Genomic DNA, 26,126 nt, shown 5'->3' with positions numbered 1-26,126 from the left:
GACATGGCACGGGCGGCGGGCCGGTATACCCGGCCCGCCGCCCGGTTTACCGCCGCTATACCGCCGCTACCCCGCCCTCTTCGATGCTGGAGGCATCGCTACAGCCGCCCGATAGGGACGCGTCTGGAGAGGGCCTGTGAACGTCGACGAACACCAGCAACAGCACACCGAGCGCGAAGCCCTCTACGCCTGGAGCACCTACCAGGTCTCCGGCGGAGTGGAAGGATCCGGCCCGAGCGGCACCTGCCGCGCGGAGAAGACCGCCCGTGCCTGCCTCGAAGCCGCGCTGCAGGCGGCGGCGGTCCACTCGGACGTCTACTCCTGGGGGCAGCTCAGCCGGGTGCGGGCGGATGTCGATCTGCCCTTCCACCTGTGGTCCCGCGCCCCGCTCGCCTGGGCCGAGCCGGGCCCGCGGGAAACGGTCACCTGGCGGCCCGGACTCGCGCCGCACGGGCAGTGACACGTATCGGCATGCGGTGAGGCGGTGGCAGTGCTCGTGGCAGGGGAATTCGGGATGAACAGCAGCGGGGCCGGGATCGGTCTCAGGACACCGGGGAGCCGGCAGCAGGCCGCGGACGGTCACCCCCAGGGCCGTGCGGCCAATCCGGCCCGGGTCTACAACTATCTGGTCGGCGGCAAGGACAACTACCTCGCCGACTACGAGCAGGCCCAGCGGTTCCTGCGGATCGCGCCGGAGGTCCGGGACACCGCCCTGTCCAACCGGCGTTTCCTGGCCCGCGCGGTGCGCCACGTGGCCGGCGAGGGCATCGACCAGTTCCTGGACATCGGCGCGGGCCTGCCGGTGAACCCGAACGTGCACGAGGTCGCGCGGGCGGTCGAACCACGGGCCCGGGTGGTCTACGTGGACAACGATCCCATCGTGGCCAGCCACGGCCGGGCCCTGCTGACCGGCTCCGGCACCACCACCATCAGGGCCGATCTGCGCACCCCCGAGCGGATCCTGGACCACGACGAGCTGCGCCGGCTGCTGGACCCGCGGCAACCGGTGGCGATCGTGCTGACCTTCGTCCTCGACTACATCGCCGACGCGGACGACCCGTGGGGCCTGGTCGCGCGGCTGATGGACTGGGCCGCGCCGGGCAGCTGTCTGATCCTGTCCCATGTCACCGGCGACTTCACCGAGAACCCGTACCGGGACTGGTCCGGCTTCACCACCCCCGTCTCGTCCGCGGCCCGCGACCGGGCGGGGATCCAGGAGTTCTTCGCCGGGCTCGACCTCCTGGAGCCGGGCCTGGTGCAACTGCCCCTGTGGCGGCCGGGCATCGGGGCCGAGCACGACCCGTCCCGCGTCTGGGCGTACGGCGGAGTCGCCCGCAAGGCATAGTGCGGCCCGGGGACCGCTCGACCAGGGAAAACATTTGGCACCGAGCCCCGGTTGTGGCAGCGTTCCCGGCCGTGACAGACACCAACACTCACACGGACACCAACACTCACACCGACGCCGGCCCTGACGCCGGCACCGGCAGCGGCGCGGGCACCGACGGCCTCCGGATCACCCGGCTCGCCGACCGTCCCTCGCTGACCGACCGCGTCTACGAGATCTCCGAGGCCTGGCCCACCTTCATCGCCCACGACCTGGTCGCCAACGCCCTGATGTCCCGGGTGGTGGAGGAGTTCCCCGAGTACTGCGTGGTGGCCACCGACGGCGACCGGGTCGTCGCGCGGGGGTTCGCCGTCCCCTTCAACGCCGAACTCGACGGCCGCGAGGAGATGCCGGACCAGGGCTGGGACCGCGTGCTGGCCTGGGCGTTCCGCGACCGCCGCGGCGGGCATCCGACCACGGCGGCCAGCGCCCTGGAAATCACCGTGGACGCCGACTACCTCGGCCGCGGTCTGTCCTACCGGATGCTGGAGGCCCTGTGCGACGCGGTCGCACACCAGGGCCACGACGCGCTCCTCGCCCCCGTGCGCCCCACGGCCAAGCACCGGGAGCCGCACGTCCTCATGGCCGACTACCTCGCCCGGCGGCGCGACGACGGGCTGCCCAGCGACCCCTGGGTACGGGTGCACGTCAAGGCCGGCGGCACCGTCGAGAAGATCGCTCCGGCGTCGATGACGGTCAGCGCGTCCCTGGCGCAGTGGCGGCTCTGGACCGGCCTGCCCTTCGATCGCGACGGCGAGGTCGAGGTGGACGGCGCCCTGGTGCCGGTGCGCTGCGACACCGCCCATGACCACGCGGTCTACGTCGAACCCAACGTGTGGATCCGCCACCGCCTGCGCCCGCGCTCCGCCTGAGGGCCCGGGGCGCACCCGGGAGGGCTCGGCGGGCCGCGCGGCTCAGCGCGGCCCGGGCCCGATGTCCAGGGTCATACAGGCGGGGAAGAGCCCGCTCCAGGTGTGCCCGCGCCAGCTCTCATAGGTGCCCGGCTGCTTCCACACCGGCAGGGCCTGGTCCAGGTGTGTCCGGCCCTCGGTGAATCTGCCCTGCTCCATGTACGTGATCCCCATCTCGTACAGGGCGAACCCCTCGTGGTGGATGTTGCCGGCCCGCCGGGCGCCCTCCAGGCTCTCCTTGAAGCAGGTCAGGGCCTCCTCGGGCCGGCCGAGACCGCGGTGGGCCCGGCCCAGGTTGCCCAGGCCGATCACCTCGGCCGCCAGGTCGCCGGTCTTCCGGGCCAGGGCGAGCTGGCCCTGCTGCACCTCGATGGCCTCCTCGTGGAGCCCCAGCTCGCACAGCGCGTCGGCGAGGTTGCACAGGGACCGCAGCTCGCCCTCGTGGTGGCCCAGCTCGCGCCAGATCTCCAGTGCGTCTTCCAGACACGCCCGCACCTCCCCGTACGCGCGCCGCAGCCAGTGCGCGCCCGCGAGGTGGTCGAGGCCCCACGCCTCGCTCTCCAGGTCGCCGAGGCGGTGGGCGGCCTGGATGGCCAGCTCGTTGACCGTCTGGAGGTCCTGGGCGTGGGCCCGCGGATAGAGGAACCACTGCAAGGACTGGGCCAGCCGCACGCCGAGGCGCGCGACCGGCTCCGGCCCGTCCACGGCGTAGGCGACGGCGGCCAGCAGATTGCGCAGCTCCGCCTTCAGCCAGGCCTCCGCCTCCGCGCCGTCGGAGAGCGGGACCGCGGCGCCGTCGGCGGGGTGCCGGGGCCAGGGGCGGAGCGGATCGAGCAGGGTGACCGCCTGCTGCGCGGTGGCCAGGTAGCAGGACAGCCCGCGCGCCACCGCGGCCGACCGCTCGGCCTCGGAGTCCTCCTGCTCCGCCCGCTCGGACGCGAACAGTCTGAGCAGGTCGTGCATGTGGTAGCGGATCGAGTCCGGGCTCTCCAGGAGCTGTGCGTCGACCAGCCGCTCCAGGGCGCCCTCGGTCCGGCCGGGGGTGAGGCCCAGCAGGGCGGTGGCCACCGGCAGGCTCACATCCGGCCCGGGCAGGGCGCTGAGCAGTCGGAACGCGCGCGCCGCGTCCTGGTCGTCGGAGCGCCGGCCCTCGCGGAAGCCGTCGTAGCTGACCTGGAAGCTGGTACGGACGGCCAGGTCGCCGAAGCTCAGCTCGTCCAGCCGGCGGCGCGCGTCGGTCAGCTTGGTCACCAGGGAGCGCAGGGAGCGGCCGGGGCGGGCGGCCAGCCGGGCCCCGGCGATCCGCAGGGCCAGCGGCAGGCCGCCGCACAGCCGGGTGATGGCCTCGGCCTCCTCCGGCTCGGCCCGGACCCGCTCCGCGCCGACGATCCGCTCCAGCAGTGCGACGGCCTGGTCGCGGGGGAGGACGTCCAGGTGCAGATGGGTGGCGCCCTCCAGCGTGGTGAGCATCTCGCGGCTGGTGACCAGCGCGCTGCAGCCGGGTCCGGCCGGCAGCAGCGGGCGGACCTGCTCCACGGAGGCGGCGTTGTCCAGGATCACCAGCAGCCGCCGGCCCGCCGCCAGGGAGCGGAACTGGGCGGACGCCTCGTCGGTGTCGCCGGGGACCTGGGAGCCGTCCACCCCGAGGGCGCGCAGGAACCGGCCGAGCACCTCGCCGGGGTCGAGGGCCGTGAGCCCGGCCGTCGCGCCGTGCAGATCGACGTAGAGCTGGCCGTCGGGGAACCGGTCGGCGAGCTGGTGGGCGGCGTGGATGGCCAGGCTCGACTTGCCGACCCCGCCGGTGCCGTCGATGGCCGCGATCACCACCGGACGCCCGCTCGCGCCCCCCGCGCCGCCGTCGGCCCCGCCGGCTCCCTCGGCCCCGTGCCGGTCCTGTTCCTCGAGCAGGGTCCGTATCACCGCGACCTCGCCGTGCCGCCCGGTGAAGGCGGGGCTGGCGGGCGGAAGCTGCCGGGGGCCCCGGGAGGCGGCCCGGCGAGCGGGCGCGGGTCGCTCCTCGCGGGGCTCCGGCGGCGGCATCAGGGCCTCGTCGCCGGCCAGGATCCGCTGGTGGAGCCGCTGCAGCGCCGGGGTCGGCTCCACGCCGAGCTCCTCGGCCAGCGAGCGGCGCAGCGCGCGGTACGCGGCCAGGGCGTCGGCCTGCCGTCCGGACCGGTACAGCGCCAGCATCTGCCGGCCGCGCAGGTCCTCCCGGAAGGGGTGCTCGGCCGTCAGCGTCTCCAGCTCACCCAGCACCGAGGCGTGGCGGCCGCACCGCAGATCGGCCTCGACCCGGGCGTCCACGGCCTGCAGGCGCAACTCCGTGAGCCGGGCGGTCTCCGCCTGTACGGAGGGGGCCGGGGGCACGTCCTGGAACGGGGCGCCGCGCCACAGCCGCAGCGCCTCGCGCAGCCGCTCGGCGGCGGCCTCCGGGCCGTCCCGGTCCAGCCCGCGCCGCCCCTCCTCGACCAGCTGCTCGAACCGGTGCGCGTCGAAGTCGGCGGCGTCCACGGCGAGTCGGTAGCCGTGGGCCTTGTAGCCCTGCTTGTCGGTGATCAGGACCTCGCCCGACTCGTCACCCAGGGTCTGCCGCAGCCGCGAGACATAGGTCTGGAGCAACTTCCCGGCGCTGCGCGGCTGTCCCTCCTCGCCCCACAGTTCGTCCAGGAGCCGCTCGGTGGGCACGGTCCGGTTGGCGTGGCACAGCAACACCGCGAGCAGCATGCGCCACTTGGCGGGGCCGAGGGAGATCCATCGGTCGCCGCCGCGCACTTCCAGGGCTCCCAGGACCCGATACCGCACCCGTTACCTCCGAGGCCCCCGGACCGAGCCCGGCCCCTGTCTCGTCCGTCTCTTCCGGCTGGTCTGTCTTCCGGACGGTGTGTGTCCCGTCCGGCCGGTGTGTTCCGACACGTCAACTCACCGCTGTTGAAACGGTTATACCTTCCCGCGGGCCGTTCCCGTGCATCATTCACCGGTTGCGAAGGCCCCTCGCCGGCCCTGAGCGGTGAGGTTGGCCGAAACCGGCCGCGGGTGCGTCAGGACGCGGTGGCGGACACCCAGTGCGCGGGGTGGCTCAGGGCCCGGGGCAGTTCGGTGGTGGCGTCCCCCTTGGCAGCGTCGAGCTGGGCCTGGGTGAGGAAGATCGCTCCCGTGAGGTCGGCGCCGGTCAGATCCGCGTCGCGGAAGTCCACCCCGATCAGATCGGCCTCGCGCAGGTCCGCGCCGCTCAGGTCGGCCGCGATCAGACGGGCGCCGCGCAGGTTGGCGCCGCGCAGGTCGGCCCCCTTGAGGCGGGCGCCGATGAGGTCGGCGCCCCGGTGGTTCTTCTTGCGGCCGGGGACCTCGGCCCGCACCAGCTCGCCGGCGCGCAGCAGCAGGACGTTCACCTCCTGGCGGAGCGCCGCCACGTCCAGCCGGGCCAGGGATTCGGCGCTGCCGCGCGTGTGGCGTTCCAGGTTCTCCCGGGCGAGGCGGAGGTCGGCGTGGATCGGGCGGGCCGGGCGCAGGGTCAGCGCCTCGGCCACGTACCACAGCAGTTCGTGCAGCGCCCGCATGACGGGGAACACCTCGAACATCCGCGGCGCGGTGTCGGGGGCCTGCCGCCAGTCCCGGCCGCCGAAGGTGACCTGGGAGACCTTCTGGCCCGCCCCGAAGCAGTCGAAGACCGTGCAGCCGGAGAAGCCCCGCTCGCGCAGCCGGGTGTGGATGCCGCAGCGGAAGTCGGCCTGGAGGTTCCCACACGGTTGCCCGGCCGGCTTGTCGACCGCGAAGTCGGCGGAGCGGGCGAAGGGCAGGGCGACGCAGCACAGTCCGAAGCAGTTCGCGCAGTCGGCCCGCAGGTCGGGCCGGACGGGGCCGGTCGCGGGGGTGCCGGCCGACGGGGTTTCGCGCTTCCGGGACAACGTGCCTGGTCTCCTACCGTGAGATGAGCGCCGCTCGCCGCGTGCTCGGGACGGGTGTCCATTCTCCCTCAGGTCCCCGGCGCCCCGGCGCTCGGGCCGGGCCCGGCCCGACCTCGGGGGGAACCCCCTTGTCCGCGCTGTGCCGCACCCTTTAAGTTACTGGCAGGTAGAGCTGTCGGGGAGGCGGTGGGTTTTCCGGGCCGTGCCCCGTCGTCACGCCTGTCCCCGCCCAGCTCGAAGGAGCCGCCATGCCCACGCTCGACCGCCACGACAACGTCTTCGTCCTCGATCTCGGAGACGGCGAGAACCGCTTCCACCCCGACTGGCTCGCCTCGGTGGGCGCCGCCCTGGAGGAGGTGGAGAAGGCCGAGGGCCCCCGCGCCCTGGTGACGGCGGCGACGGGGAAGTTCTACTCCAACGGCCTGGACCTGGACTGGCTGTTCGCCCACTCCGACCGGCACCGGGACTACGTGGTCTCGGTCCATGAGCTGTTCGCGCGGCTGCTGTCCCTCCCGGCGATCACCGTGGCCGCGCTGCAGGGGCACACCTTCGCCGCCGGCGCCATGTTCTCCCTCGCCCACGACTTCCGGGTGATGCGCGCCGACCGGGGCTACTGGTGTCTGCCCGAAGCGGACATCAACATCCCCTTCACGCCCGGCATGAGCGCCCTCATCCAGGCCCGGCTGACCCCGCGGACCGCCCATGAGGCCATGCTCACCGCCCGCCGCTACGGCGGTACGGAGGCCGCGGCCGCCGGCGTCGTCGACCGCGCGGTCGACGAGGAGGCCGTACGCGCCACCGCCGTGGAGATCGCCCAGGCACAGGTGAACAAGGCCGGAGACACCCTCGGCACCATCAAGGCGCGGATGTACGCCCCGGTCCTGGCCGCCCTGCGCGACACGGCCAACCCCCTCGGCTGACGACGCGTGCGGCGCCCCGGGGCGTCGGAGGATTCCTCAGGGGAGGGGGTGGGAAGCCGGCCGCGACGTCAGCAGGGCCGAGGTGGGCAGGTCGGGGGAGGAGTGGTTGCGGGCGGGTTCCGCCGGGTCGGCCCCCGCGCGGTGCAGCGAGGCCGCGACCTCCCGGGCCAGGTCCGTGCGCTCGCGGTCCGCGGCGTGCCGTAGGACGCCCTCGGCGACGGCCGCCGCCCGGTGCTGGCCGAAGCTCTGCCCGGGCCGGCCGGGCCGGGCATCGCGCGGCTCCCAGGCCACCGCGACCCCCGGGATCAGCCGCCGCGCGAAGACGGAGGTGTCCGCGCCCACGCCCGGCAGTCGGCGCACGGCCGCCGCCAGCGGGAACACCGCGTCCGCGCGGTCCGCGTCGAGATAGACCACGAGGGCGTCGCGGCGCGGATACGCCCACGGGCGCGAGAGGACCTTGGCGCGGTACGGTACGGACCGGGCGGTCAGCTCCGCCAGCAGGACGCCCCACACCCGCGGCGCGGCGTCCGCGTACCGCAGATGGACGTACATCCGCAGCAGCTCGCGGTCCGCACCGTCCGTGGGGCGCCCGTCCGCCCCGTCCACCAGCCAGAAACCCGGTGACAGGGCCGGCCGTACGGCGGGCAGTTCCACGACCACCCGCGCGCCCGCGCCCGGCGGCCCGCCGGCCGGGCCCCCGCGCACCGCGTCCGGCGGCAGGCTCACCCGAACCCGCCCCAGCTCCGCGGTGAGCACCCCGCCGCCGGGCGCCGGCGGGGTGCGCACCACGGCCTCGGCCGGCGTGTGCGCGTGCGGTGTCGCCCCGCTCAGCCGCGCCTCGAAGGGGTGGTCGCGGCGCGGCGGGAGGGCGGGCGCGTCCGGCTCGCGCGCCGTTCCCGCGTGCCACCGCTCGTACAGCGCGGCGGCCAGGGCCTGCCGTACCTCCCGCACCGTGTCGCCGGGGACGCGGAGCCCCTCCAGCCGGATGTCGGGCGTGCCGTCCGCCCGGGTGCCGCACAGCCGCAGGTGGGTCAGCGCGGCCCGCAGGGCGGGGGACAGCGGGCCGGGCCCGGCCGGCTCGGCGGTGCCGGTCATGCGTCCCCCAGCCCGAGCACGTCGACGAACCGGCCGGGGGCGAGCAGCGCGCCGCGGCCCACGCCCGCGGTCCCCCGCTGGACGGCGGTCAGCCGCGCGCTGTGCGCGGCGGCGGCGAGCACCCGGTCGAACAGGTGCCACCCGGCGTAGGCCACCGCCCGCTCCGCGAGACCCGGGTCGGCCACCGGCCGGGCCTCGCGGTACCCCCGCCAGAACGCGGCGATCAGCGGCCGTACGCCGTCGAGCCGGCCGGCGCCGGCCCGCACCAGGGACGCGTGGGTGCCGCCGTCGGCGCCTTCCGGGTCCCCGGGGGCGTCGGGCTCGAACTCGGTGAACATCAGCGTGGCCGCGCGGAACAGCCACTGTCCGACGAAGCCGCCGACATCGCGGGCCGGGTCGGCGAGGCGGAACTCCTCCCAGTCGCACAGGTGCAGTTCGCCGCCGTGCAACAGGAACTGATCCAGCCTCAGATCGCCGTGTGCGGGCACCGGCCCGGCGGCGGCCGAGCGCTCGCCGAGCGCCCGCAGCGCCGCCCGGAGGTCCTCGTCGTGCTGCAGCAGCGCCCAGAAACCGAGTTCGCCCCCGCTGCTGCGGGCGTACTCCGCCACGGTCAGGGCGGACAGCCGGGAGGCCAGTCCCCCTGTCCCCCGGGCTGCCGCGCGGGGGGCCCCGCCGGGGTGGAAGCCGTGCAGCTCTCCCACCGCCCGTCCGGCGCGGCGCGCCAGGCCGGTGTCGAACGCGCCCCGCTCGGCCAGGGCCGCCCCGGACACCGCCCCCTCCAGGAGGGCGTAGACCAGGACCAGGGCCTCGCGGTCCCCGCCGAGGAAGGCCGGGGCGCTCCAGTCGAGCGGGCCGGCCGCGGCCCGCGCCACCTGGAAGGCGTACGCCCGGTCGAAGCGCGCCGCCGCGTCGGGCGCCCCCCGGTCCAGCCGTTTGACGAACACCCGGCGGCCGTCCTCGGTGCGGCCGGCCCAGTTGTCATTGCGTCCCGGGTGGCCGACGAGCCCGTCGGGCACCAGCGGCCGGAGTCCGAGTCGCGTCAGCGCGAGGCCGACCTCGGGGGCCTCGATGAGCGGCACCGGGGCGAGATCGTGCCGTGGTGCGGCCGGTGCGCCGTGCACGTCCGCCGGAATCGTCGCTGTCATGCCCGGAACGCTAGGCAGGGGCGGGACCGGACGGAAAGTGACAGGACTTGGCCTGGCAGGCGCCCGTCGGGAGCCACCGGCCCGGCCCCCGGGGGGCAAGGTTCTGCCGGTTTCGCGCGGTGGCGGGGCGCTCCCGCCCCCTCGCCGCCGCGCCGACCGCCGCCGGCGCCCCGGGGTTGGGCCAGTTTCCTGCGGGTGTCCGTGCCGGGCGACGGCTGCTGGGATCGAGGCAGGGACGGGGAGGCGGGGCCGGGGCGGATCGCGACCGGCCCCCGCGCACCCGGCACCGCCCCCGACACACGACACGCGACACGAGGAGACAGCAGCCATGAGCGCCATCGACCTGATGGGCGGTTACGCCGCCTACACCACGCCCGACGCGGCCGTCGCGGAACTCGCCACCACCGGCAACGCGGCGGACCAGTCCACCATCACCATCATCACCACCACGCTCTCGCTGATCACCACCATCACCGCCGGCGACGCGCCGGTGTGAGCGGCGGGGGCCTGACGGCCTGTCGAAACGAGCCCGTCATGACCCCGTAGCCCCGAACGGGCCCCGTCGACGCCCCCGTCGGCGGGGCCCGCCCGTGGTGTCACGCGGGGGACCGGCTCCGGCGGCGGCTCCGGTGCCGGCTCGGGGGCCTGCCGCCTCGGCCGTCCGCGCGGGCGCCCACTCGGGTGTCGGCTCGGGTGTCAGCGCCGGTCGGGGCGGCGCCCCGCACCCTTCTCCGCCTCCGCCTCCGCCTCCGCCGCGGCCCGCGCCTCGCGCCGGGCGATCGCCTCGATGACGTCGCGGATCCTGCCCAGCCCCTCCGGGGAGAGGTTCACCGCGCGCAGCGCCGCGTCCCGGACGCCCGCGTCGCGCAGCGCGCCGAGCAGCTCCAGTTCGCGGGCGATCTCCGTGCCCTGCTCGTCGTCGAAGAAGTAGGCCGGGGGGACCTGGAAGAACCGCGCCAGCGCCTCCAGATGGCGCTTGGTCGGGTTGTCCCGCCGCCCGGTGCGCAGTTGCCACAGATAGGTGGCCGAGAAGGTCTCACCGGTGGCCTCGCGGCAGGCCCGGGCCACTTCCTCGTGGCTGTACTGCTGGCGGTCGGGTCTGCGCACGATCTCGAAGAGAGCGTCGATCCTGTCGGCCAGCGCCGACCGCGTGGGCTCCTCCCCTGTCACGGCGCACCTCTCCCGTCGCTCGTCGGCGCCCGCCGCGGCTGTCCGGCGGATATCAGCACACATGGGTCTTCAACCCGTCGCCGATTCATTCTAGTTGACAGGCCGTCGAGCTGCTGTGCAGGATTTTCCCCACCATATTCATCTCAGCTCATATCCCTCGGGGGGCGGCCGTGACCGATCCGCACGACCGCGAGATCTTCGGACGGGACCGTGAGGTCTCCGAGCTGCTGGCGCTCCTGACCGACACCTGCACGCCCGGCGTGGTGCTCTCCGGCGGGCCGGGCATCGGCAAGGCACGGCTGGCCCGAGCGGTCGCGTCCGCGTACGCGGCGGCGCGTGGCGCCGAGACGATCACCTTCGACCCCACCGCCCACGAGAACCCGGGCGCGGAGCTCCGCCGCCTCCTCGAACGCCCCGGGCGCGCCGGGGCCGGCCCGCTCCTCGTCGCCGAGGGCCTGGCCCCGGCGCACCTCCAGGGGCTGCCGGCCGCCGTGGCGCGCGACGGCGCCCGGCTGATCATCACCACCCGCGAGCCCCTGGCCGCCGTGGGCGCCGAGGGGTTCGCCGGGCGCGTGGTCGGGCCGCTGCCCGTCCCGCTCGACTGCTCGGCGCTCGACCTCGACGGCCTGTGCCGCATCCCGTCCGTGCGGCTGTACGTGGCCTCCGTACGCGCGCTGAACCCCGCCTTCCGCGTCCGGCACCACAACCAGGAGGCGGTCGCCCGCACCTGCGCGGAACTGCGGGGCGTCCCCGGCGCGCTGGTCCTGGCGGCGCGGATCGCCGCTCTGGAGGGCCCCGAAGTGCTCTGGGCCGCGCTGGAGGGGCGCTTCGACCCCGGGCCGGCAGGCCCGGCGGGGGCCGGGGGCGACAGCGGGAGCCTGGCGCGGCTGCTCGACGCGTACGGCGGCCCCGCGCCCGCCCCGGCCCACCCCGTGGAAGGATCCGCACCGGCGGGGACCGGCCCCCACCCGGGCGACACCGAACGCCGACTGCTCGCCTGCTCCCGGCTCTTCAGCGGCGGGGCCGGGCCCGAGGCGCTGCGCCGGATCGCGGGCGTCCCCCTCAACGCCTTCCCGCGGGCGCTGGAGAACCTGCTCGGCCGCCATCTGCTGGCCGTGTCCGCCCTCCCCTCCGGCCGCCTGGACGGCTTCACCCGGACCCGGCTGCACCTGCCGTTCCAGCCGTCCGCCGCCGGGCCGGGCCCCGCGCCGCGCGGCGACGACCTCCGGCTCGCCCACGCCCGCTACTACGCCGAGCTGGCGAGCAGCGCGGCGCGCCGCATCGCCGAGGGCGACCAGCAGACGGGGATCGCGGCCTTCCGGAGCGAGGAGCGCAACATCCGCTGCGCCCTGGACACCCTGATCGACGCCGGCTCGGCCGACGAGGCGATCGCGCTCGTCGACCACGCGCGCGCCTACTGGTGCGTCTCGGGCACCCCGTTCACCTGGGCCGAGCGGCTGACCGCCCTGCCGGCGGCGCCGGCCGCCGCGCCCTGGCGGATCCGGCTCGACCTGTTGCTGGCCGAGGCGGCGATCCGGGCCGGGGAGCCGGAGGCGGCCCTCGCGCTCCTCGCCCAGACGGACGCCGACCGGGCCGGCGCGGACGGGACACCCGGGGCCGCCCTGCTCGCGGCCAGGTCGCTGCACCTCAGGGGCATCGCCGAGGCTCCGTACCGGCCGCGCGAGGCGCTGACCGCCCTGCACGCGGCGGTCGCGGCCCACCGGTCGTACGCCGGCGACGGACAGGCCACCCACCGCGTCGTGCTGGACGCCTCGCTCGCGGAGTTCCTCCACGGCGGCCTGACGAAGGCCACGGCCCTGGCGGTGGAGGCCCTGTCGGGCGCCACCCGGCGCCGGGACGCGCTGGTCTCCGGGACCGCCCTGCTCCAGCTCGGCGTCTTCGCCGCGGCCCGTGGCCGGGCGGCCGAGGCCGACGGCTGCTTCGACCGCGCCGTGGCCGGGCTGCGCACCCTCGGCATCCCCGCCGTGCTCGGCGCCCTGGTGTCGGTGCTCGGCACTCCCCTGCTGCCCGCGACCGCCGCCCGCGCCGCCGAGGTGGTCCGGTGCCTGGGCGGCTGCCACGCCGCGCGCGGCCCGGGCGGGCTGCTCGACGAGCCCGCGCACCCGGACTTCACCATGGGGCGGCTGGAGGGCCACATGCGGCGGTACCTGGGCGAACGGGCCTTCCTCGCGGCCCTGTCGGAAGGGGCCGGGACGCCGCTGCCCGACCTGGTCAAGCAGTTCGCGTCCCGGCACGGCCCCTTACGGCCGGACATGCGGCCGGACGGGGCCCCCGGCCGGGGCGCGGCCCTCGACGCCTCGCCGGGCCGGAGCGCGCCCGCGGCCCCCGGGCGGGGACGCGCCCCCTGGGAGGTCGGGGCCCCTGAGCCCCGCCCGGCCGCCCCCCTGCCGTGCGCGGGGCCGGCCGCGGACCCGCCGCCGGCCCCAGGCCGCGGCGCCCCCCTGCCCGGCGACCCGCTCACTCCCCGTCAGTCCCAGGTCTCCGCCCTGATCACCCTGGGGCTGAGCAACAAGCAGATCGCCCGCCGGCTGCAGATCTCCGAGTGGACGGTGGTGAACCACATCAGGGAGACCATGCGGAAGCTGGGCTGCTCCTCACGGGTCGAGATCGCCAACTGGGTGCACCACACCTCCGACGCCTCCGCGTTCAGTCCTTCCGCCCCGGCGCCGACGCCGGCGCCCGCTCCCGCCCCGGGGTGAGCGGCGGCCCGGCGGTGGCCCGGGCGCCTGTGGCCCGCCGCTCCGCCGCCGCGGCCCCCGCGGACCGGGCGAACGCCTCCGCCACCCGCACCAGCCAGGCCGCCTCCGCGTCGACGCTGCCCCGCACCGGCCGGACGGCGGGGCGGGGGCCGGTGCCGACGACCGGGTCCGGGGTCCGGGCGTCGGGCCGTACCCCGCCCCTGGCCGCGTCGAGCGCCGCCGCGACGGCGGCGGCCTCCGTCTCGGCGCCCTCGCCGTCCCCGGCCCGGCCCACCGCGAAGGTGCCGCACCGCGGGACGTACGGGCGCAGCGCCAGATAGCCGTCGCGGATCTCGATCACCCTGCGGTACAGCGCGAACTCCGCGCTGCGCGGTGGCAGCCACGCCGGCCGGCGCGTCCGCGCCCGCAGGGCGATCCCGGGCACGGCGGTGTGGAGCGCAGACCAGAGCGGTTCCAGGGCGCGGTAGCTGCGGTAGGCGCGCAGCCAGCGGGCCGGCGCCGTCAGGGCGCCGCCCCACCGGGCGGCGGTCGCGCCCAGGCCGGCCAGCACCAGGCAGGCGCCGCCCAGCGCCAGCGCGACCGGGTCCTGGCCCGCGCCCTGACGGCCGGTGCGGGCCATGTTCGCGACGCCCGCCAGGCCCCACACCGCCCACAACCCGCCCAGACACGCGCTCGCGGTGACCAGCCGCAGACCGGTGCGGAACGGGCCCGGGCCCGAGCGCCGGACCTGGGCGTGCACCGGGAGCGCGAACAGGGCCAGGCTCCACAGGCTGTACAGCGTGAACAGCACGTCGAAGGCGACCAGGGCGGCCCTGCCCGCCGTCCCGGGGGCGGTGATCGCGCCTTCCTCCACGGTCGCGCGCGAGACGAGGAAGCACGCGGTGGCCGCCGCGCACACGGCCACCGTGACCCACGGGTGCCACCGCGCCGGGAGGCGCCGTGAGTCGGGCAGGCCGAGCTCCGCCGCCGCCAGGGCCAGAGCGCACAGTGCGGCCATCTCCAGTTGGCGGCCGAGGAGGTGCGGCCAGGCCGTGGCCGCGGTGGGCAGCACACGGGCGGCCGCCGCCGCCGTCGCCGGGGCGAGGACCGCCATCGCGGCCCCCATGCACAGCCCGAACAGACACAGCGGGCGGCTGCCCGGGGGGAAGCGGCGTCCGCGCGCCGGCCGCAGTTGGTACCAGCCCACCGCCATCGCCGCCGCGGCGGGCAGGTAGGCCAGGAGGTCACCCACGGCCGGGTGCACGGTCCGGAGCCTGAGCCCCGGCCGGTCCGCGCGGTGGGTGCGTACCGCCCGGCCTCGCGCCGACGAGCGGGCCGAGCCGGGCCTGGCCGGGGCTGGGCGCGCCCGGACCCTGGTCGTTGCGCAGCGCCCGCTGCCGGATCAGGGAGGCCAGGTACTCGGCTTCCCGCTCCTGCGGCTGGGTGTACACGGTCCTGCCGAGCACCCGGCGCACCAGGGAGGCCGTCAGATGGGGTGTCAGCAGGCCCACGACGGCCGGGTCGGCCGTGCCCTCGTGGCCCCACAGCAGGTGGGCGGCCTCGTGCAGCACGATGTGCTGCCGGTGGAGGTCGGTGGTGTCCGCCGCGTAGCAGATGTAGTCGGCCCGGTCGGTGGTCGCGAGCAGGCCGCACGGCAGGGAGCCGCGCACGGTGACCGGCAGCAGCTCGATCGGGCGTCCGCGCCGCTCGGCCAGCAGGGCCACGAACGCGGCCGGGTCGAATGGGCTCGGCAGGTCGAGACCGTCGACGAGCCGGCGGCTGCGCCACCATAATCGCGCGCGGTTCACCGGCCGCCCGCCAGCCCGCGCATAAGCCGCCCCCTTCAACCGCCCCGCGTTCGCCCGGCATGGGCGACTGTACCGGCATCCGGGGAATCCACAAGCGCGAGAAGCGGCCTCACTCCTGGCCGAGCCACAGGTCCGGGCCGAAGACCTCGTAGTGGATCGCGGCGGCGGGCACGCCCAGGCGCAGCAGATCGCCGCGGACCGCGCGCAGATACGGCAGCGGGCCGCACAGGAACGCGGTCAGCCCCTCGGGCAGGTCCAGGGCGCCGACGTCGACCCGGCCCGCCGCCACCTCCGGGGCCGCGGTGTCCGGCGCCACGCCGTCCTCGTACCACAGGCGCAGTCGGGCGTCGGGGAGCGCGCGGACCAGGCGGAGCTGTTCCTCCCGGTGGGCGTGGTCGCCGGGGGAGCGGTCGCCGTGGACCACGGTCACCCGGCGGCTGGAGCCGGTGGCGGCCAGGTGGTCGAGGATGGACAGCATCGGGGTGGCGCCGATGCCGGCGGAGGCGAGCAGCAGCGGGCCGTCGCCCTCGGGCAGCACCAGATCCCCGAAGGGAGCGGACACGGTGAGCACGTCCCCCACCTTCGCGTGTGCGTGCAGCCAGGACGAGACCTCGCCCTGCGGCCCGGCGTCGCCCGCCACCCGCTTGACGGTGATGCGCCACCACGGTCGGCCGGGCGCGGCTGAGAGGCTGTACTGGCGGATCTGCCGGGCGCCGTCGGGGAGTTCGGCCTGGACGCTGACGTACTGGCCGGGGAGGAAGGGGCCGGCGGGCAGGCCGTCGGCGCGCCGCAGCACCAGGGACACCGCGTCGGGGGTCTCCTCGCGCCGCTCGGCGATCACCATGCGCCGCCACACCTCGCCCTCGGCGACGCCGGCTTCCTGGTACAGCCGGGCCTCGGTGGCGATCAGCGCGTTCGCCATCAGCCAGTAGACCTCGTCCCAGGCCGCGGCGGCCTCGGGGGTGAAGGCGTCGCCGAGCACCTCCGCGATGGCCGCGAAGAGGTGGCGGTGGACGAGCTTGTACTGCTCGGAGGTGATGCCCAGGGAGGCGTGCTTGTTGGCGATGCGGCCCAGCAGCGCGTCCGGCCGGACGTCGGGACGCTCGACCAGCAGCCCCGCGAAGGCGGCGATGGAGCCGGCCAGGGCCTTGCGCTGCTCGCCGTTGGCCTGGTTGCCGCGGTTGAACAGATCGCGCAGCAGCTCCGGGTGCGCGGCGAAGAGCTTCCGGTAGAACAGCCCGGCGATGTCCTCGACGGCCGCGCCGACGGCGGGCAGGGTGGCGCGGATGACCGGGGCGGATTGCGCGGAGAGCATCACGACTCCTTGAATTGGTTAATGATCTTCGTATTTAGCTGTACGGACAAGCGCCCCCTGGCGGGGGCGCGGGTCAGTCGGGGCGCCGGCCGGTCAACCCGACCAGCACCGGGCCGGTGGGCGCGGTCACCAGGTCCGCCACGGTCAGCGGGTCGAGTGCGCGATGGAACGCCTCCTGCGCCTCGCGCAGCGCCCCGCGGAGCCGGCAGGCGCCGCGCAGTGGACAGGGCGTGTCACCCTCGCAGGTGACCACCTCGTCCTCCCCCTCCAGCTCGCGCACCAGCCAGCCGACCGAGGCGGTGCGCCCGAGGCCGGTCAGCTCCAGCCCCCCGCCGCGCCCCCGCCTGGCCTCCACCACGCCGAGGTGCTGCAGCCGGGTGATCACCTTGGCCATGTGCGCGTACGGCACGTTGACCGCCTCGGCCACCTCGCGGGTGGTCAGCGGGGTGCCCCCCTCGAAGACCGCGAGCCGCATCACGGCTCGCAATGCCAGATCCGTGAACTTGGTCAGTCGCACAACACGACGTTATTAAATCGGCATGCTAAATTCCAGTTATCGGCGGGCGGGGCTTGTGTGGTATGCGTCTCAGGCATCCGGCCGCCCGTGGCCGTGAGGATGCGCAGGGGTTCGTACGGAGGGAAAGAGATGCCGCCGGTTTCTGGTGTGCTGGGGAGGGTGTCCGAGCTGCTGCGCGAGGCGGCGGCCGACCGGGGCGGGGCGCTGTGGCGGCTCGACGCCGAGGGGCGCCAGCTGGACTCCAATGTGATCCGGCTGCCCGCCGGGGCCGGGGTCGACGTCCATGTGGAGCCCGACCTCGACGTGGTGCTGTTCGTGGCCGAGGGCGGCGGATGGCTCGAGACGGCGGACGGGCGCCAGGAGCTGACCCCCGGCTGTGTGGTCTGGCTGCCGCGCGGCAGCCGTCGCGCCCTGTCCGCCGGCCCCGGCGGCCTGGCCTACCTCACGGTGCACCGCCGCCGCCCCGGCCTGGCCATCCGCGCCGCCGCCCCGCAGGGCGGCGAGCCGGCCTGCCTGCTCCACCGGGTCTGCGCGGAGTGCGGGCGCCTCGCCCAGGAGTCCGACGCCCGCTACTGCTCCCGCTGCGGCGCCGGCCTGCCCTCGGACTGACGCTCCGCCACCTTGAGCGACGGGGACGGCGACGGCGGCACCGGCCGGTTCACCGGGCCTCGCGCCCAGAGCCCCGAGCCCAGAGCCCCGGGCCCCGAGCCCAGAACCCCGAGCGCGGTGCCCCCGGCGCCGGGGGCGCCCGCGCGTCCGACGGGGCGCCGCGCCGGCGACGGGCGCGCGGGGCGGGGAGCGGGGGTCCGGAGCCCCCCGCCGCCCGCCCGCGCGCCGTCCCGCGGAACTCCGCGCGGCGGCGTACCCACTGTCCCCGCCCTGTACCACCTTGTGTATCGGCGCTCCCTTTTTCTTCCCGACGCCGCGGCGTAGCTTGGCAGTTCCACAAACCGTTGAAGCGTGATGCGACGGTTCTCCCGGCCGGCCGAGGCAAGGACTCGCGGCCGACTCCAGCGCATGGGATGCAAGGAAATGACTCAGCTCAGCTCCGGCGGGCCGTCGTGAGCCGGCCCGACGGCTCCCGCGAAGGCCGCGAAAGCCCCAGGGACGCCGTGGTGACCGGCCTGGGCTTCTGTCTGCCGGGCGAGGGCGGCCCCTCCTTCACCGCGGGCCAGGTGTGGAACATCGCCTCCCGGGGCGGCTGTTGCCTCGGCCGGGACGGGACGTACTACGGCTCGGTCGACCTGACCGACGAGATGTTCGCCGAGCGCGTCCCCGGCATCCCCGAGTTCTTCTCCCGCCAGTTCACCGACGCCCACCGATTCGGGCTGGTGTCGCTGGTGGAGGCGTGCGCGGACGGCGAACTGGACATCCAGGCGGGCGATCTGCGGGACGCGGCGCTGCTCGTCGGGCGCGGCGGCATCGACAGCAACGTCAACAGCTATCTGGCCGCCTCCCGCGCCGACCCCGAGCACACCGCGCCGCTGGACGCGCTGGAACTGTTCATCGCGGTGGGCCAGTCCGCCATCCCCTCCGATGTCGCCCTCGTGCAGGGGACGCTGACCCGCACCACCGGACCGTGCTTCACGGTGGCCTGCGGCTGCGCCTCCGGGGGCGTGCAGATCGGCCACGCGCAGCGCCTGATCGCCGCGGGCGAGATCGACCTCGCCGCGGTGACCGGCGTCGACGTGTTCGACAGCGAGGTGGTCGGGAGGGCGGAACGCCTGCTGGAGAGCGCGCGGCGCGCCTACGCGGCCGAGGGCGGCGAACCCGGCGCGCTGGGTCCCACCCCCTCGTCCGAGTCCCTGATGCGGCCGTACGACCGGCGCTCGGACTGCATCAACTACGGCGAGGGCGCGGCGACCGTCATCCTGGAGAGCCGCGAGCACGCCCGGCGGCGCGGCGCGCACATCTATGGCCAGGTGCTCGCCACCGCCCTCACCCGCGACGGGCTGGCGAACCCCCTGGGCGCCGACGACAGCGGCGCCCAGCTGGTGAACGCCGTGCGCCGGTGCCTGGGGGAGCGGTGGCGGATCGAGCAGGTGCCGTACATCCACAGCTGCGGCGACGGGGACCCGGCCGTGACCGCGGTCGAGGCCAACGCCGTCCGGACCCTGTACGGGGCCACGGCCGGCCCGGTGCTGGTCACCTCCCAGGACGCGTGCTTCGGCCACCACGGGGCCCCGGCCGGCTGCCTGGGCGTCGGCCTGACGCTGATGATGATGGAACAGGGCGCGGTGTGCCCCACCGCGAACTGCGAACAGCCCATGGAGGGCCTCCCCTTCGACCCGGTGCCCGGGACGCGCGCCCGGCCGCTCGACTTCGACCACGCGCTGTGCTTCAGCTACCAGACCGGTGGTGTCAAGCACGCCATGCTGCTCGGCGGCCCGGACGTCACCTAGTGCCGGTGCCCGCGCGGAACCACCCCCACGGCTGACCCGGCCGTCGCACCATCCTCGGAGATCCCGATGAGCCAGCACACACGCATATCCCGTCGCCCTCCCGGCCGTATCGCGGTGATCGGCGCGGGCTGCCGGTTCCCCGGGGGCGTCGACTCGCCCGCCGCCCTGTGGCGGCTGCTGACGGAGGGGCGGGAGGCGCTCGGGGACCCGCCGGCCGAGCGGGCGCGGCTGTGGACGCCGGACGGCGCCCGGCCCCCCGCCGCCCCGGGGCCGGCGGACGGCACCGTGGCGCCCGTGCGCGGCGGCTACCTGCGCGATGTCTCCGGCTTCGACGCCGACTTCTTCGGCGTCTCCGGCCGCGAGGCGGACATCCTCGACCCCCAGCACCGACTGCTGCTGGAGGTGGCCTGGGAGGCCCTGGAACACGCCGGGACGCCACCGGAGCGGCTGGCCGGCACCTCCACCGGCGTCTTCACGGGCCTCAGTTACGAGGACTACACGGCCTGCCTCGACCGGCAGCCGTACGAACACGAGGGCTCGGTCCTGGCCAACGGGCGGTGCGTGGCGGCGGGCCGGATCTCCTATCTGCTGGGCCTGCACGGCCCGTGCGTGGCCCTGGACACGGCCTGCTCCTCCTCGCTGGTCGCGGTGCACCTCGCCGCCCAGGCGCTGCGCGCGGGGGAGTGCGACCTCGCCCTGGCCGGCGGGGTCACGCTGATGTTCGACGACAGGACCACGCGCGCCTTCACCCGGATGGGCATGCTCTCGCGCAGCGGCCACTGCCACTCCTTCGACGCCGCCGCCGACGGATTCGTACGCGGCGAGGGCTGCGGGATCGTGGTGCTCAAACGCCTCGCCGACGCCGTCCGGGACGGCGACCGGATCCTGGCGGTGCTGCGCGGCTCCGCCGTCAACCAGGACGGCCGGTCCGACGGCCTGGCCGCGCCCTCGGCCACCGCCCAGCGCGCCCTGTACCAGAAGGCGCTGGCCCGGGCCGGGGTCGACCCGCGCGACGTGGGGATGATCGAGGCACACGGCACCGGCACCCCGGTGGGCGACCCGGTGGAGTTCGCCGGCCTCGCCGAGGTGTACGGGGCCGGCCCCGGCCGGTGCGCGCTGGCGTCGGTCAAGACCAACCTGGGCCACCTGGAGCCCGCCGCCGGGGTGGCCGGGCTGATCAAGGCGGTGCTGTGCCTCGGGCACGGCACCATCCCGCCCAACCTGCACTTCACCCGCTGGAACCCGGCCATCGAGAACCCCGGCGCCACCCGTCTGTTCGTGCCCACCGAGCCGACGGGTTGGCCGGTGGACACGCCCGCACGGCTGGCCGCCGTGTCCTCCTTCGGGTTCTCCGGGACCAACGCCCATGTGCTGCTGGAGGAGCCGCCGGCCACCGCGGCCCGCCGGCGGACTCGGACACCGCGACGGGAGCGGCGCGCCACGCCCCTGGTCTTCCTGGTGCCGGCGGGCTCCCGGGCCGCGCTGCCGGCCGCCGCGGGGCGGCTCGCGGACTGGCTCGAGGGCGACGGCGCGGCCGTACCGCTGGGCGACATCGCCCACACCCTGGCCCTGCGGCGGAGCCACGGCCGCGGACGGCTGGCCGTCACCACGGCGTCGCGGGACGGACTCGTGCGAGTTCTACGCGCGTCACAGGCGGGGCGGGCCCACCCCGCCGCGGTGACCGGCGAGGTGGGGGCCGCGGTGGCCCGGCGGCCGGTGTGGGTGTTCTCCGGCCAGGGCTCGCAGTGGCCCGGCATGGGGCGCGGCCTGCTGGAGCACGAACCCGCCTTCGCCGCCGCGCTCGCCGGGGCCGACGAACTGATCGCCGCCGAGGCCGGGTTCTCGGTGCTGGACGTGGTGCGCTCCGGCGAGCCGGTGACCGGCTGCGCACGGGTCCAGCCCGTGCTGTTCGCCCTGCAGACCGCGCTCGCCGCGGCCTGGCGCGCGTACGGTGTGGAACCCGCCGCGGTCATCGGACACTCCATGGGAGAGGTCGCCGCCGCGGTGGTGGCCGGGGCGCTGTCCCTCGCCGACGGGGTACGGGTGATCTGCCGCCGCTCCGCGCTGTTGACCCGCGTCGCCGGGCGGGGCGCGATGGCCACCGTGGGCCTGGGCGCCGACGAGGTCCAGGCCGAACTCGACGCCCGCCTCGGCGGCGGACCGGGCGCCGGACGAGACGCCCGACGAGAGGCCCCGGGAGCCGCCGGCGCGGTCACGGTCGCGGTCATGGCCGCGCCCGACGCCACGGTCGTGGCCGGGGACACCGAGCCGCTGGAGCGCCTGGTCGCCGGCTGGGAGGCGCGCGGCATCCCGGCCGCCCTGGTCGCGGTGGACGTCGCCTCCCACTCCCCGCACGTCGAACCGCTCCTGGCCGATCTGCGCGCCGCCCTCACCGACCTGACGCCCCGCCGGCCGCGCGTGCCGTTCTACTCCACGGTGCTGGACGATCCGCGCACCGCCCCCGCCTTCGACGCCGACTACTGGTGCGCCAATCTGCGCCGCCCGGTCCGGTTCGCCACCGCCGTCGCCGCCGCCGCGGCCGACCGCCACCTGGTGTACGTCGAGATCGCCCCGCACCCCGTCGTCACCCACTCCGTCAGCCGCTGCCTGGAAGACCTGGCCGGCCCCGCCGGGACGGCCGGACCGGCCGGGGCCCCGGTCGTGCTGCCCACCCTGCGCCGCGACGAGGACGAGACGGCCACCTTCCGCACCCAACTGGCCGCCCTGCACTGCGCGGGCGTCCCCGTGGACTGGTCGCGGCTGTGCCCGCGTACCGCCCTCGCCGACGTCCCCACCCTCACCTTCGACCGCAAACGCCACTGGACCGCCCCCGCCCTCCCGGCCGCACCCGGGGCGTCCCCGGCACCCGCGCCCGGCCCGCTGCCCGGCGGCCACACCGAGGTGCCCGGCGAACCGGTCCGGCACACCTGGCACGCCCGGGTCGGCACCGCCACCCTGCCCTGGCTGGACGACCACCGGATCCACGGCGCCCCCGTGCTCCCCGGGGCCGCCCACTACGCCCTCGCGCTCACCACCGCCTGCGAGGTCTTCGACGCCCGGCCCACCGAGGTCGAGATCACCGATGTGCGCTTCCGGGAGCCGCTGCGGCTGGCCGCGCACACCGACATCGGCACCACCCTCACCCTGGCCGCCGCCGACCGCGCCGACTGCGAGATCTTCGGGCGAGGCGACGACGGCTCCTGGACCCGGCAGTCCACCGCGGTGGCGCGCCGGCTGGCCGTACCGCCCAAGTCCCGCGCCGCGTCTGTGGAAACCCTCGCCCTGCGCCACCCGGTCCCCCTCCGACCGGCCGACCTCTACGCCCGCATGCGGGCCCGAGGTGTGCGGCACGGGCCGGCGTTCACCGGGATCACCCGGATGCACGCCTCCCGCCGCGGCGACAGTTTCTGGGCGCGGATCCGGCTGCCCGAGGCCGCGCGCACCCCGGCCCACGCGCTGCGCGTCCACCCCGTCCTCGTCGACCTGTGCGCCCAACTCCTCGCGGCGGCGCTGCTCCACGAGAACGGCCACGGGCTGATCCTGCCCGTGCGGATCCGCACCGTGCGGGTCCTCGGCGACCCCGCCGCCGCGGTGTACTGCCACGCCCGCGTCGTCGAGAACACGGCCGACACGCTCCTCGGGCACATCCGGCTGCTCGACGGGACGGGCAGACCGGTCCTGGCCGTCGACGGACTGCGGCTGGTGCGCCACACCGCCCCCGAGGCGCCGGAGGCCGACCACTGGTTCCTGGAGACCGGCTGGCACCGCGCCGCCCGGCCGGAGCCCGCGGCCACCGGGCGGGCGGGGGAGTGGCTGGTCGTCGGCGAGGGCGGCCCGGACCCCTCCGCGCGCGAACTGGCCGGGGCGCTGCGCGCGGCCGGGGCGCGGGCCGCGCCCTGGGCCTGGCCGGCGCGGGACCGCCGCCTCGAGGCCTGCCGGGAGGCCATGGCCGGCCGCCTGGCCCGGGGCGACACCACGGCCGTGGTGCTGCTGTGCGGCGCGGGCGACGCCGCCGACCCGGGCGCGGAGGCCCTGCGACGCACCCGCAGGGCGCTCGGCGCCGCGCAGGCGATCGCCGCCCACGCGGCGGAGCCGCCCCGCCTGTACGTGGTCACCCGCGGCGCCCGGGCCGTGGCGCCCGGGGAGGTGGCCGACCCGGCGCAGAGCTCCCTGCGCGGGCTGGTACGGGTGCTCGCCCTCGAACACCCCAGGATGCGGGCCACCCTGGTCGACACCGCGCCCACCGCCGGAGCCCATGCCGACGCCGATGCCGGGGCCGATGCCGGGGCGGAGCACACCTGGCCGGCGGACCTCGCCGCTGAACTCCTCGCCGGCGCCCCCGAGGACGAGGCCGCCGAGGCCCCCGAGGCCCCCGAGGCCTCCGAGGCAGTCGAGGAGCAGGCCGTGGAGGACGAGGTGGCCCTGCGCGGCGCCACCCGCCACACCGCCCGGCTGGCATACGCGCCGCTCACGGACGCCGAACGCGCCGCGGCCACCACCCGCACCGTGCGCTACGGCGCGGACGGCTTCCGGCTGCGGGCGGGCCGGCTGGGGGACCTGGGCAGCCTGGAGCTCGCCGCCACCGGGCGGCGCCGGCCGGGGCCCGGCGAGGTGGAACTGCGCGTGAGCGCGGCCGGGCTGAACTTCCGTGACGTCCTCACCGCCATGGGGCTGATCCCCGGCGACGGCGACGTCCGCTACCGGATCGGCTTCGAGTGCGCGGGCGAGGTGACCGCCGTCGGGACGGGCGTGACCCGCCCCGCCGTCGGCGACCGGGTGGTGGCCGCCGATGTGAACGGCGGCGCGTTCGGCTCGTTCACCGTCGTCCCCGCCGAGGTGGCCGTCCCCGCCCCGGCCGGGATGGACCCGGCCACCGCGGCCGGGCTGCCCATCGCGTTCCTCACCGCCTGGTACGCCCTGCGCCACGTCGCCCGGCTGGCCCCCGGGGAGCGGGTGCTGATCCACTCGGCCACCGGCGGCACCGGCCTGGCCGCCGTCGCGGTGGCCCGGCTGCTGGGCGCCGAGGTGCTGGCCACCGCGGGCAGCGAGGACAAGCGGCGCTGTCTGCGCGGCATGGGCATCGCCCAGGTGATGGACTCCCGCTCGCTGGACTTCCTCGCGCAGACCAGGGCGGCGACCGGAGGCCAGGGCGTCGACGTCGTCCTCAACTCGCTGTCCGGGGCGGCGATCCGGGCCGGGCTCGAAGCGCTGCGGCCGTTCGGCCGCTTCGTCGAACTGGGCGTGCGGGACATCCTCTCCGACGCCCCGCTGGGCCTGGCCCCGCTGCGCCACAACATCACCCTGAGCACCGTGGACCTGGGCGAGCTGTGGCGCGAGCGCCCCGCCGAGTTCACCGCCGCGCTGCGCGAGGTGCTCGCCGAGCTCGCCGCGGGGCGGCTGGGGCCGCTGCGGTGCACGGCGTTCCCGCTGTCGGCGGCCACCGACGCGTTCCGGCTGATGGCCGGGGCCGGCCACCTCGGGAAGCTGGTGCTGACCGTGCCCGAGGAGGGCGAGACCGGCGCCGTGCTGCCCGACGGGCCGCGGCCGGTGCGCGAGGGCGCGGCGTACGTGGTCACCGGCGGGCTGCGCGGCCTGGGCCTGGCCACCGCCCGCTGGCTCGCGGCCCAGGGCGCCGGACACCTGGTGCTGGGCGGCCGCACCGCCCCCACGGCCGCCACCGCGCGGGCACTCGGCGAACTGTCCGCCGCCGGGACCCGGGTCAGCGTGGTGCTCGGCGACATCGCCCGACCCGGCACCGCCGAGCGCCTGGTGGCCACCGCCACCGCGGACGGCACACCGCTGCGCGGCGTGGTGCACAGCGCCATGGTCCTGGACGACGCGGCGATCACCAACATCCGCGACGACCAACTGCGCCGGGTGTGGGCGCCCAAGGCCACCGGCGCCTGGCGGCTGCACCAGGCCACCGCCGGGCACGCGCTCGACTGGTTCGCGGTGTACTCCTCGATGGCCGCCCTGCTGGGCAACCCCGGCCAGGGCGCGTACGCCGCCGCGAACGCCTGGCTGGACGGGTTCGCCGCCTGGCGCTCGGCGCGCGGGCTGCCCACCCTGGCGGTCGCCTGGGGCCCGTGGGGCGAGACCGGCGCCGCCACCGACTTCGCCCGCCGCGGCTACGCGACCATCCCCACCGACCGGGGCCTGCGGGCGCTCGGCGCCCTCCTGGGGCATGGGCGGGTGCACACCGGGGTGATCCCCGGCGAGCCGGGCACCTGGATCCCGGCGGCCGCCCGGCGGTCCCCGTTCTTCAGCCGGCTGGCCCCCGCCGACGCCGGCCACCCCGGCGAGGCCGACGGCGCGCGGAACGCGGGCGACGTGCCCGGCACCGCCGGCACCGACGACACGGCCGACACGGCCGACATCCGCGCCCGGCTGACCGCCCTCCCCGCGGGCCTGGCCCGGCGCTCGGCCCTGGAGGCGTACCTGGGCGACCACATCCGCACGGTGCTGCGGCTCAGCGGCCCCACGCTGGACCCGCAGACCTCGCTGAAGGCCCTCGGCTTCGACTCCCTGCTGGCCATGGAGCTGCGCGTACGGCTCGAATCCGCCCTGGGCGTCAGGCTCGCCGCCAACTTCGTCTGGCAGCACCCGACGGTGGCGGGGCTGGCGGCCGGGCTCGCCGAGCACATGGGACTCGACCTCGGCGGGGGCCCGCCGGGCGGCCGGCGGCTGACCGCCGACTGACCGCGGGCCCGGGCCGGTGAACTCGCGCCCACGCGTGGCCGTTCACCGTCGGGAAGGTGAATACGGGAAATCCGAAGGATTAATTCCAGGGGCCATCCCATCTGTTTGTAAATTCCCCGGACCGCGGGGCAACCAATCGCGGATTCGCAGGGTCAA

18 protein-coding genes are annotated in these 26,126 nt (G+C 76.3%); 9 read left to right on the top strand and 9 right to left on the bottom strand.

Annotation, left to right across the window (positions count from 1 at the left end; all coding sequences use genetic code 11):
- Positions 1 to 136 precede the first annotated feature (136 nt).
- From BBH68_RS33135 to BBH68_RS33125, 3 genes are all read left to right on the top strand, one after another.
- Positions 137 to 460, top strand: a complete 324-nt coding sequence (locus tag BBH68_RS33135) for a hypothetical protein (RefSeq protein WP_065967461.1) — start codon at positions 137 to 139, stop codon at positions 458 to 460.
- Positions 461 to 514: 54 nt separating this feature from the next.
- A complete protein-coding gene (locus BBH68_RS33130) occupies positions 515 to 1,345 on the top strand; it encodes an SAM-dependent methyltransferase (RefSeq protein ID WP_065967460.1) in 831 nt (276 codons plus the stop codon).
- 167 nt (positions 1,346 to 1,512) lie between these two features.
- Positions 1,513 to 2,256 carry an acetyltransferase-like protein gene (locus BBH68_RS33125; protein ID WP_065967508.1) on the top strand — a complete coding sequence of 248 codons (744 nt, stop codon included), beginning with the start codon at positions 1,513 to 1,515 and terminating at the stop codon, positions 2,254 to 2,256.
- Positions 2,257 to 2,298: 42 nt separating this feature from the next.
- On the opposite strand, the gene BBH68_RS33120 is transcribed toward BBH68_RS33125, so the two are convergent.
- Positions 2,299 to 5,097 (bottom strand): AfsR/SARP family transcriptional regulator, encoded by a 2,799-nt coding sequence (locus BBH68_RS33120; RefSeq protein ID WP_065967459.1) that lies wholly within the window; start codon positions 5,095 to 5,097, stop codon positions 2,299 to 2,301.
- A gap of 236 nt (positions 5,098 to 5,333) precedes the next feature.
- Complete coding sequence (locus tag BBH68_RS33115) at positions 5,334 to 6,200, bottom strand: pentapeptide repeat-containing protein (RefSeq protein WP_065967458.1); 867 nt, start codon at positions 6,198 to 6,200, stop codon at positions 5,334 to 5,336.
- 248 nt (positions 6,201 to 6,448) lie between these two features.
- Between BBH68_RS33115 and BBH68_RS33110 the strand changes: the two genes are divergently transcribed.
- A complete protein-coding gene (locus BBH68_RS33110; RefSeq protein ID WP_065967457.1) occupies positions 6,449 to 7,120 on the top strand; it encodes an enoyl-CoA hydratase-related protein in 672 nt (223 codons plus the stop codon).
- A 36-nt stretch (positions 7,121 to 7,156) separates the two neighbouring features.
- On the opposite strand, the gene BBH68_RS33105 is transcribed toward BBH68_RS33110, so the two are convergent.
- Complete coding sequence (locus BBH68_RS33105) at positions 7,157 to 8,215, bottom strand: T3SS effector HopA1 family protein (RefSeq protein WP_079151368.1); 1,059 nt, start codon at positions 8,213 to 8,215, stop codon at positions 7,157 to 7,159.
- A complete protein-coding gene (gene lxmK, locus BBH68_RS33100) occupies positions 8,212 to 9,360 on the bottom strand; it encodes a class V lanthionine synthetase subunit LxmK (RefSeq protein ID WP_079151367.1) in 1,149 nt (382 codons plus the stop codon). The genes BBH68_RS33105 and lxmK overlap by 4 nt, the downstream gene beginning before the upstream one ends.
- A 328-nt stretch (positions 9,361 to 9,688) precedes the next feature.
- On the opposite strand from lxmK, the gene BBH68_RS42370 reads away from it, so the two are divergent.
- Positions 9,689 to 9,856: a hypothetical protein gene (locus tag BBH68_RS42370; RefSeq protein ID WP_170066623.1), complete on the top strand. Its 168-nt coding sequence runs from the start codon at positions 9,689 to 9,691 to the stop codon at positions 9,854 to 9,856.
- 200 nt (positions 9,857 to 10,056) lie between these two features.
- Here BBH68_RS42370 and BBH68_RS33095 read toward each other — a convergent pair whose 3' ends face one another.
- Positions 10,057 to 10,530, bottom strand: a complete 474-nt coding sequence (locus BBH68_RS33095; protein WP_065967456.1) for a helix-turn-helix domain-containing protein — start codon at positions 10,528 to 10,530, stop codon at positions 10,057 to 10,059.
- Positions 10,531 to 10,700: 170 nt separating this feature from the next.
- Between BBH68_RS33095 and BBH68_RS41080 the strand changes: the two genes are divergently transcribed.
- Positions 10,701 to 13,250 (top strand): LuxR C-terminal-related transcriptional regulator, encoded by a 2,550-nt coding sequence (locus BBH68_RS41080; protein WP_065967455.1) that lies wholly within the window; start codon positions 10,701 to 10,703, stop codon positions 13,248 to 13,250.
- Here the strand turns inward: BBH68_RS41080 and BBH68_RS33085 are convergent.
- The 4 genes from BBH68_RS33085 to nsrR all read right to left on the bottom strand — a co-directional run bounded on the left by BBH68_RS33085 (position 13,198) and on the right by nsrR (position 16,869).
- Positions 13,198 to 14,493, bottom strand: coding sequence for an MAB_1171c family putative transporter (locus tag BBH68_RS33085; RefSeq protein WP_065967454.1), 1,296 nt, complete (start codon positions 14,491 to 14,493; stop codon positions 13,198 to 13,200). The two genes, BBH68_RS41080 and BBH68_RS33085, sit on opposite strands and share 53 nt — an antisense overlap.
- Positions 14,474 to 15,037 (bottom strand): ParH-like protein, encoded by a 564-nt coding sequence (locus BBH68_RS33080; protein WP_065967453.1) that lies wholly within the window; start codon positions 15,035 to 15,037, stop codon positions 14,474 to 14,476. Before BBH68_RS33080 ends, BBH68_RS33085 begins: the two co-directional genes overlap by 20 nt.
- Before the next feature lie 109 nt (positions 15,038 to 15,146).
- A complete protein-coding gene (locus BBH68_RS33075; protein WP_065967452.1) occupies positions 15,147 to 16,352 on the bottom strand; it encodes a globin domain-containing protein in 1,206 nt (401 codons plus the stop codon).
- Positions 16,353 to 16,425: 73 nt separating this feature from the next.
- Positions 16,426 to 16,869, bottom strand: a complete 444-nt coding sequence (gene nsrR / locus BBH68_RS33070; protein ID WP_065967451.1) for a nitric oxide-sensing transcriptional repressor NsrR — start codon at positions 16,867 to 16,869, stop codon at positions 16,426 to 16,428.
- A 129-nt stretch (positions 16,870 to 16,998) separates the two neighbouring features.
- On the opposite strand from nsrR, the gene BBH68_RS33065 reads away from it, so the two are divergent.
- The 3 genes from BBH68_RS33065 (at position 16,999) to BBH68_RS33055 (ending at position 25,970) form a co-directional block, all read left to right on the top strand.
- A complete protein-coding gene (locus BBH68_RS33065; RefSeq protein WP_065967450.1) occupies positions 16,999 to 17,478 on the top strand; it encodes a cupin domain-containing protein in 480 nt (159 codons plus the stop codon).
- Between the two features lie 503 nt (positions 17,479 to 17,981).
- A complete protein-coding gene (locus tag BBH68_RS33060; protein ID WP_245738427.1) occupies positions 17,982 to 19,271 on the top strand; it encodes a beta-ketoacyl synthase N-terminal-like domain-containing protein in 1,290 nt (429 codons plus the stop codon).
- Between the two features lie 66 nt (positions 19,272 to 19,337).
- Positions 19,338 to 25,970, top strand: a complete 6,633-nt coding sequence (locus tag BBH68_RS33055) for a type I polyketide synthase (RefSeq protein ID WP_079151365.1) — start codon at positions 19,338 to 19,340, stop codon at positions 25,968 to 25,970.
- The last annotated feature ends 156 nt before the right edge of the window (positions 25,971 to 26,126 follow it).

This window comes from Streptomyces sparsogenes, from assembly GCF_001704635.1.
In the GTDB taxonomy this organism is placed as follows: Bacteria; Actinomycetota; Actinomycetes; order Streptomycetales; family Streptomycetaceae; genus Streptomyces; species Streptomyces sparsogenes.
The sequence above is the reverse complement of the archived record's forward strand: the minus strand, read 5'-3'. Positions and strand labels throughout refer to the sequence as shown.

Coding starts and splice junctions, on each gene's coding strand:
- BBH68_RS33130 (WP_065967460.1), top strand. CDS start 515: ATGAACAGCAGCGGGGCCGGGATCGGTCTCAGGACACCGGGGAGCCGG.
- BBH68_RS33110 (WP_065967457.1), top strand. CDS start 6,449: ATGCCCACGCTCGACCGCCACGACAACGTCTTCGTCCTCGATCTCGGA.
- BBH68_RS33105 (WP_079151368.1), bottom strand. CDS start 8,215: ATGACCGGCACCGCCGAGCCGGCCGGGCCCGGCCCGCTGTCCCCCGCC.
- lxmK (WP_079151367.1), bottom strand. CDS start 9,360: ATGACAGCGACGATTCCGGCGGACGTGCACGGCGCACCGGCCGCACCA.
- BBH68_RS42370 (WP_170066623.1), top strand. CDS start 9,689: ATGAGCGCCATCGACCTGATGGGCGGTTACGCCGCCTACACCACGCCC.
- BBH68_RS33075 (WP_065967452.1), bottom strand. CDS start 16,352: ATGCTCTCCGCGCAATCCGCCCCGGTCATCCGCGCCACCCTGCCCGCC.
- BBH68_RS33065 (WP_065967450.1), top strand. CDS start 16,999: ATGCCGCCGGTTTCTGGTGTGCTGGGGAGGGTGTCCGAGCTGCTGCGC.
- BBH68_RS33055 (WP_079151365.1), top strand. CDS start 19,338: ATGAGCCAGCACACACGCATATCCCGTCGCCCTCCCGGCCGTATCGCG.